Origin of the sequence: Burkholderia sp. RS01 (assembly GCF_039748055.1) — a bacterium.
Classification (GTDB): domain Bacteria; phylum Actinomycetota; class Actinomycetes; order Actinomycetales; family Micrococcaceae; genus Arthrobacter.
In genome coordinates this window covers 173,485-180,774 of the sequence record NZ_JBDLAK010000009.1, presented here as the reverse complement: position 1 = coordinate 180,774, position 7,290 = coordinate 173,485, and the positions used below count along the sequence as shown (strand labels likewise).

6 protein-coding genes are annotated in these 7,290 nt (G+C 66.4%); 3 read left to right on the top strand and 3 right to left on the bottom strand.

Annotated features, from left to right (window positions below):
* On the bottom strand, window positions 1-424 hold a 424-nt coding region (locus ABFP37_RS10765; protein WP_347033574.1), incomplete at its 3' end, for an Hsp20 family protein.
* Window positions 425-587: 163 nt separating this feature from the next.
* On the opposite strand from ABFP37_RS10765, the gene ABFP37_RS10760 reads away from it, so the two are divergent.
* Window positions 588-923 carry a MerR family transcriptional regulator gene (locus ABFP37_RS10760; protein ID WP_347033573.1) on the top strand — a complete coding sequence of 112 codons (336 nt, stop codon included), beginning with the start codon at window positions 588-590 and terminating at the stop codon, window positions 921-923.
* Between the two features lie 75 nt (window positions 924-998).
* On the opposite strand, the gene ABFP37_RS10755 is transcribed toward ABFP37_RS10760, so the two are convergent.
* On the bottom strand, window positions 999-1,304 hold the full coding sequence (locus ABFP37_RS10755; protein WP_078027636.1) for a hypothetical protein: 306 nt from the start codon (window positions 1,302-1,304) through the stop codon (window positions 999-1,001).
* A gap of 344 nt (window positions 1,305-1,648) precedes the next feature.
* Between ABFP37_RS10755 and ABFP37_RS10750 the strand changes: the two genes are divergently transcribed.
* Entirely contained in the window at window positions 1,649-3,292 is a 1,644-nt protein-coding gene (locus ABFP37_RS10750) for an alkaline phosphatase D family protein (protein WP_347033572.1), read from the top strand.
* Entirely contained in the window at window positions 3,289-4,581 is a 1,293-nt protein-coding gene (locus tag ABFP37_RS10745) for an alkaline phosphatase family protein (protein WP_347033571.1), read from the top strand. Before ABFP37_RS10750 ends, ABFP37_RS10745 begins: the two co-directional genes overlap by 4 nt.
* A 31-nt stretch (window positions 4,582-4,612) precedes the next feature.
* Here ABFP37_RS10745 and mgtA read toward each other — a convergent pair whose 3' ends face one another.
* Complete coding sequence (gene mgtA, locus ABFP37_RS10740; RefSeq protein WP_347033570.1) at window positions 4,613-7,288, bottom strand: magnesium-translocating P-type ATPase; 2,676 nt, start codon at window positions 7,286-7,288, stop codon at window positions 4,613-4,615.
* Between the last annotated feature and the right edge of the window lie 2 nt (window positions 7,289-7,290).

Here is a 7,290-nt window from a genome sequence, read left to right as displayed (position 1 = left end):
TCGCGATCTCGCGGGGCTGGTCCTGCTTGCTCTCGATCGAGATTTTGCGTGGCTGAGCCTGTTCAGCCACGGGGATACGAAGGGTCAGGACTCCCGCGTCGTAGCTCGCCGTGACATTCTCCGTGTCCAGCGTGTCGCCCAGGATCAGTTGCCGGTTGAAGACCCCGCGCGGCCGTTCCGAAGCGATGAGCTCGACGTCGGGATCTGCGGGGTCCCTACGCTCCGCCCGGACGGTGAGCACGTTGCGTTCCACACTCAGGTCCACGGAATCCGCAGTCACGCCGGGAAGGTCAAAGGCTACGACGAAGTGGCCTTTTTCCTGCCAGGCATCCATCGGCATCGCCGCCGGCCGGGCAGTTGTTCCAAAGACCTGCTGGGTCAGCCGGTCCAACTCACGGAACGGGTCCGTCCGCATCAACATCATTTCCCACTCCTTCAGCATGGGTTGTTCGAATGGCCTTGTAGTGCGCCGCATCAATTTTCTATGTCAGCGGGTACAGATTTTTTATAACATCGGTGCCATAGTGGTGCAAGAGGTACTTTCGAAAATTCCGGCGAGAACAAGAACCAGAGGGAGTCGGCGCATCATGGCAGGACGAGCGGCCGACGCACCGCAGGACCGGAACAGGGGTGTCCACGCCATCTCGGTGGTAGCAGAACTCATCGGAACCGGACAGCAAAACATCAGACTCTACGAACGTAACGGTCTGCTGACGCCCGAGCGGACATCCGGGGGTACGCGGCAATACAGCGAATCCGGCCTCGCCGTTCTCCGCAGGATCGGCGAGTTGCTTGAAGAGGGCCTGAACCTCGCTGGCATTGCCAGGGTCCTGGAACTGGAGGCCGAGAACGCCAGGCTCACCCGCAAGCTGCAGCACCCACGCTCGAGGCCGGCCACTCAACCGCCCGACACGAATCGCTGAGCCCTTGTCACCATGCGCGTCTCCTCGCCAGATCCATCCGAATAAGTACTCCGGCATCCTGATACCGTGCTCCGCCTATAAGGATGCTGGGAGGTCCTCGGGGTCCTGGATGTCGCGGAGGTGGGCGACCAGGGCCTGTTCGGGACGCCCAGGCCTCTCGACCAAATGCACGAGCAGTGAGACGCGAGTGTCCGGATCGAGGTCCGGCTGCGCGAGCAGGTCCGCAATGAGGCGATTGAGCTGGAACTGCAGGAGTCCCCCGCACGGAGCCGGAGCCGGAGCCATCGGGGCCGGCGCCGAAACCGCGGGCACCGGCCCTGGTAGAGGCAGGTCGCGCCACAGCCGGGGATTGGCGGGCGGCTGGAGTTGGAAGAGCGTCACGGGTCGTGCCTTTCGCCGGTGCCGGCCATGCCCGGCCCGTGCGGCCGTTCACACCGGCGAGCTGCCGGTGATCCCCGGTCTGCAAGAGGATCCACCTTTATCTGTCCCTCCATATGCTTGCGGCAACTGATGATGATTTCCCGGCGAACCTTGGAGACCATGGGGGCCCGTCTTGCCCAGGGGCCGGTGCCCTCCGCCCCGGGAACCGGGCGGCGTTTCGGTAGCGGAGGAATTTCGGCCCACAAGGTTCGTCGGGTTTTCCCAAGGGGAACTCTGGGCGAACGTCGGGTTAACTGCCCTAAAAACCGCCGACCGGTGCCTAGATCATCTGGATACTGGAAGACATGACTACCTTTACTCGTCGTCAAGTACTGCGTTCAGCGGGGGTCGCCGCCGTGGCGGGAGCCGTGACTTCGGGCTCTCCGGCGGGCGCGTTTGCCGCCTCCCAGAACGGCGTCTTTGGCCACGGCATCGCCTCAGGAGATCCCATGCCGGGGAGCGTGCTGCTGTGGACCCGTGTGACGCCCACTCCGGAATCACTGCCCGGCAGCGGTGCCGGCCCGGACGTTTCCGTCCGATGGGAAGTATCCGCCGATGCCGCGTTTACGAAAGTGGTGGGCCGAGGTACTACTTCGACTGGCCCGGGCCGCGACCACACCGTCAAGGTCATTGCAGGCCGACTGCTTCCGGCCACGAACTACTGGTACCGGTTCACTCTCGGACAGGAGATTTCACCCGTGGGCCGCACCCGCACGGCACCGGCGGCAGGAGCCCCGGTTGACCGGCTGAAGTTTGGTGTGGTGTCCTGCGCCAACTGGCAGGCTGGCTATTTCTCCTCCTACCGCCACCTCGCCGCCCGAGGTGATCTCGACGCGGTGCTCCACCTCGGCGACTACCTCTATGAATACGGACCGGGCGAATACCAGGCACGCGGCGTGGTGGTCCGTCCCCACGACCCCTCGCACGAGATGACCCAACTGGCCCACTACCGCCGCCGCCACGCCCAGTACAAGACCGATCCCGACCTGCAGGCCCTGCACGCCGCCGCACCGTTCATCGTGACCTGGGACGACCATGAATCGGCCAACGACGCCTGGAAGGGCGGGGCCGAGAACCACACCGAGGGTGCCGAAGGGGCGTGGAGCGAGCGGTTTGCGGCGGCGCACCAGGCCTACGCCGAGTGGATGCCCGTGCGCTACGAACCGGGCGGCCAGATTTACCGCCGGCTGGACTTCGGTTCGCTGGCCAGCCTGTCCATGCTGGACCTGCGTTCCTACCGGGACCAACAGGCCGCCAACGGTGCAGACTCTTCGATCAGCAGCCCCGTCCGTACCATCACCGGCGCCGCCCAGATGGACTGGCTGCTGGGCAGCCTCAAATCCACAGGCCCCCAATGGAAGCTCGTGGGCAACCCCGTCATGATTGCCCCCGTCCGGGTGCCCTCGACCCTGAGCACCTCCGAACTGGCTGGCGTCCAGAAGCTGATGGGTGGCACCAACATCAGCGGAGTCCCTTACAACGTGGACCAGTGGGACGGCTACGAAGCAGACCGTAACCGCGTGGTCCGCCACCTGCGGGACAACGCCGTCAAGGACACCGTATTCCTCACCGGCGATATCCACTCCGGCTGGGCCTGCGACATCCCCGCGGATCCCTCCACCTACCCGGCCACCGGCGATTCCGTGGCCGCAGAGCTGGTATGCACCTCCGTCACGAGCGATAACCTCGACGATATCCTGAACGTTCCGCCCCGGACCGGATCCGTCGCGGTCGAGAACGCCATCAAGGCAGCAAACCCGCACGTGAAGTACCTGGACTTCGACTCGCACGGATACTCAGTCGTTGACGTGACCCCTGCCGGAGTCCGGATGGACTGGTATGTCCTGGCCGAACGCACCTCGGCCAGCTCCGGGTCCACGCTGTCCACGTCGTTCAATGTTCAAGCCAACACCGGCAAAGTCACGCCGACACGGGGAGGACTCCAGTGAGCCGTTCACCGCAGCAGGGCGCGCCCGCAAGCAACAGAATTTCGACGCCGGGGCGCCGGCAGTTCCTGCAAGTCGCCGCTGCCGGAGGTGCCGCCGTCGTGCTGTCCGCCGCGCAGGGAACAGCGTGGGCCGCGCCGGCGGCGGGACGGACGCGCAGTTACGTGCTCGTGGTGGACGGCTGCCGGCCGGACGAGATCACAGCCACCTTGACTCCGCGGCTGGCCAGCCTCCGTGCGGACGGCAGGAACTTCCCGGCCGCACGTTCCCTGCCAGTGATGGAAACCATCCCTAACCACGTGATGATGATGACGGGCGTCCGCCCGGACCGCTCCGGCGTTCCTGCCAACTCGATCTTCGACAAGACCGAAGGCGTGGTCCGCGACCTTGACCGGTCCACGGACCTCCGCTTCCCTACCCTCCTGGAACGGGTGCAGGAGCGCGGGCTCACGACCGGATCTGTGCTCAGCAAGAAGTACCTTTACGGCATTTTCGGGACCCGCGCCAGCTACCGCTGGGAACCCCAGCCGCTGCTGCCAGTCACCGGGCACGCGCCCGACGCCGCCACGATGGACGCCCTGCTCGTGATGGTCAGCGGGCCGGACCCGGATTTCGTGTTCACCAACCTGGGCGACATTGACCGCGTAGGCCACTCCGACGTTTCCGGCACCACGCTGCGGGCAGCGCGTGAGGCTGCCCTTGCGGACACCGACGTGCAGGTGGGGCGCTTTATCGACCACCTCAAGAGCACCGGCAAGTGGGAGTCCAGCGTAGTTATGGTGCTCGCGGACCATTCCATGGACTGGTCCATTCCCACGAACGTCATTTCGGTCGACCTGATCCTGCAGTCCCGCCCGGATTTGCAGAACAGCATCAAAATCGCCCAGAACGGCGGTGCTGACCTGCTCTACTGGACCGGCTCCGAAGCAGACCGCACGGCTGGTTTGGCCGCCGTCGAACAGCTTGTAAGGGCCCATGAAGGTGTGCTGTCCGTCAACAGGCCGGCCGACCTCCGGCTGGGCACCGAGGCCGGAGACCTCGTAGCCTTCTGCCGCGCCGGCTGGCGCTTTTCCGACCCATACGTGGCCTCGAATCCGATTCCGGGTAACCACGGTCACCCCGCAACGGAGCCCATTCCCTTTTTCATCTCCGGCGGCAGCCCGCTGGTGGCGAAAGGGACGGTTTCGTCCGAAGCTGCCCGTACCGCCGACGTCGCGCCGACCATCGGCGGGATCTACGGCCTAAAGCCGCCTGCAGGCGGCTACGACGGAACCGCCCGGGCTCTGCACTAACGCGTCCGCCCGGCCGGCCGGCCCGTACCGCTCAGAGCCCGGCACTGCCGCGCGGCGCCGCGCGTACCCGGACCGGCGCGCTGAAGCGGGAGGCGCGGCGGGCGATGTGGTGGGTCGCATGGCGGCGCCGGATGGGCGGGGGAACACTGGGGAGTCGCTGCCCGGCCCTGGAGAAGAACCACTGCTTGGCGACCTCCACCAGGACCAGGTACACCGCCGCCATGGCCAGCAGGGCCAGGAAGAACGGGACCGGGAGGGGATCGAACCCCAGCACGCCCGCCAGCGGCGAAAGCGGCAGGAAGATGCCCAGGGCAACCACGCCCACCGAAGCGACGATCAGGCTGGCGGAAGGCCGGCTGCGCAGGAACGGCACCCGCCGGGTTCGGATGGCGAAAATGATGAGGGTCTGCGTGGCGATGGATTCGATGAACCAGCCGGCCCGGAACTCCCCCGGGACTGCGTCAAATGCGAACAGCATCAGGGCGAACGTGGCGAAGTCGAAGAGCGAGCTGATGGGCCCGAAGAGGACCATGAACCGCCGGATGAAGGCAATGTCCCAGTGAGAAGGGGCCCGGAGCTGTTCCTTGTCCACGCGGTCGCCCGGAATGGCCAGCTGGCCGGTGTCGTAGAGCAGGTTGTTGAGCAGGATCTGGCCCGGCAACATGGGCAGGAAGCTCAGCACCACGGAGGCCGTGGCCGCACTGAACATGTTGCCGAAATTGCTGGACGTTCCCATCAGCACGTACTTGATGGTGTTCGCGAAGATCCGCCGGCCCTCCATCACACCTTCGGCCAGAACGCCCAAGTCCTTGTCCAGCAGGACGACGTCGGCCGCGTCCTTGGCAACATCAGTGGCGCTGTCCACAGAGACGCCGATGTCCGCTTTGTGCAGGGCCAGGGCATCGTTGACGCCGTCGCCCATGAAGCCGACGGACCCACCGCTTTGGCGCAGCAGGCTGATGATGCGTGCCTTCTGCTCCGGGGAAACGCGCGCGAAGATGGTTGCGGTCCGGGCGGAGGCCGCGAGCTCGTCGTCGGACAGCGCGTCAATGTCGGCACCGGTCAGGGTCCCACCGGAGCGCACGCTGAGGTCCGCGCAGACTCTCTCCGCGACTTTGGCGTTGTCGCCGGTGGCGATTTTCACCGAGATTCCCAGTGCGGCCAGCTGGTCCAGGGACGCCTTGGCCTTGGCTTTGGGCCGGTCCAGGAAGATGAGGAAGCCGGCAAGGGCGAGGTCGCGCTCGTCGGCCGGGGTGATGGTCGACTGCCCCGGGGCGGGGCGGGAGGCCACCGCGATTACCCGGGAGCCGGCGTCGAACTGTTCGTCCAGCATGGCCTGCACGGCAGGAAGGGTGGGCCCGCAGAGGGCCAGAATGTCCTCGGGGGCGCCCTTGGTGACCAGGCGTGCGGTGCCGCCGGCCTCCCGCACCAGTACGGTGGTGCGCCGTCGCTGGTGGTCGAAGCCCACCAGGTCCAGACGCTCGAAGCGCGCCGGATCAAAGCCGGATGCCCCGGGGCTGTCCCAAAGCGCCGCGTCCAGCGGGTTCTGACCTGCCGAGGAGGATCTGGCTTCGGCGTAGTCCGCTTCGGTGGCCAGCAGCCCCATGGTGAGCAGGCCGGCGTCGGACGTCTCCGGGGTGGCCGGAAGGGCCGCCGTGAAACTGACGCGCCCTTCTGTCAGGGTGCCGGTCTTGTCCGTGACCAGGATGTCCATGTCCCCCAGGTCCTCGATGCAGACCAGCCGTTTGACCAGGACCTTCCGCCTGGCCAGCTGGCGGGTGCCGGTGGCCAGGCTGGTGCTCACGACGGCGGGGAGCAGCTGCGGCGTGATGCCCACTGCGATGGCCAGGGAGAAGAGGAGCGATTCGATGAGCGGGCGCTGCAGCAGGAGGTTGGCGATGAAGATCAGGGTAGTCAGCCCGATGGCCACCTGCAGCAGCAGGAACGAGAACCGCCTGAGCCCGAGCTGGAATTCGGTCTGCGGCTGCCGTTCCCCCAGTCCCAGGGCGATGCGGCCGAATTCGGCGCGGCCACCGGTGGCCACCACCACACCGGCGCAACTGCCGGACTGGATGACGGTGCCCATGAAGACGCAGGAGGCGAGGTCACCCAGGGCGGCTCCGGCCGCCACGGGCGCCGGGTCCTTGGTGGCCGGCAGGGATTCCCCCGTCAGGATGCTTTCATCGCACAGGAGGTTCCTGGTGTTCAGGAGCCGGATGTCGGCGGGGATGATGGCGCCCAGGGACAGATGGACGACGTCGCCGGGCACGAGGGCGGTCACGTCCACGTCCTTGGTGGTTCCGCCGCGGAGCACTACGGCGCGGTGGGTGACGCGGGAGTGTAGGGCCTCAGAGGCTCGTTCGGCGCGGAACTCGTTGGTAAAGCCCAGCCCCACGCTGACCAGGAGGATCACGCCGATCACGATTGAGTTGGTGGCATCGCCCAGAAACAGGGACAGCCCGGCCGTGATGAGCAGCAGGATAAGGATGGGGCTGGCGAACTGCCGGCCCAGCACTGCCCAGCCGTTGGCGCGGTGGGTACGGACGGCGTTGGGTCCCAACTCGGCAAGGCGCACCGCTGCTTCCTTGTCGGACAGGCCTGCCGGCCCGGAGGCCAGCTGCTCAACCACCTGCTCGGCCGCAAGGCTTGCGGCGTCGGTGATGGGCAGCTGTTGGAAACTCCGCTCGCGGACGTTGAGCTCTGCCATGC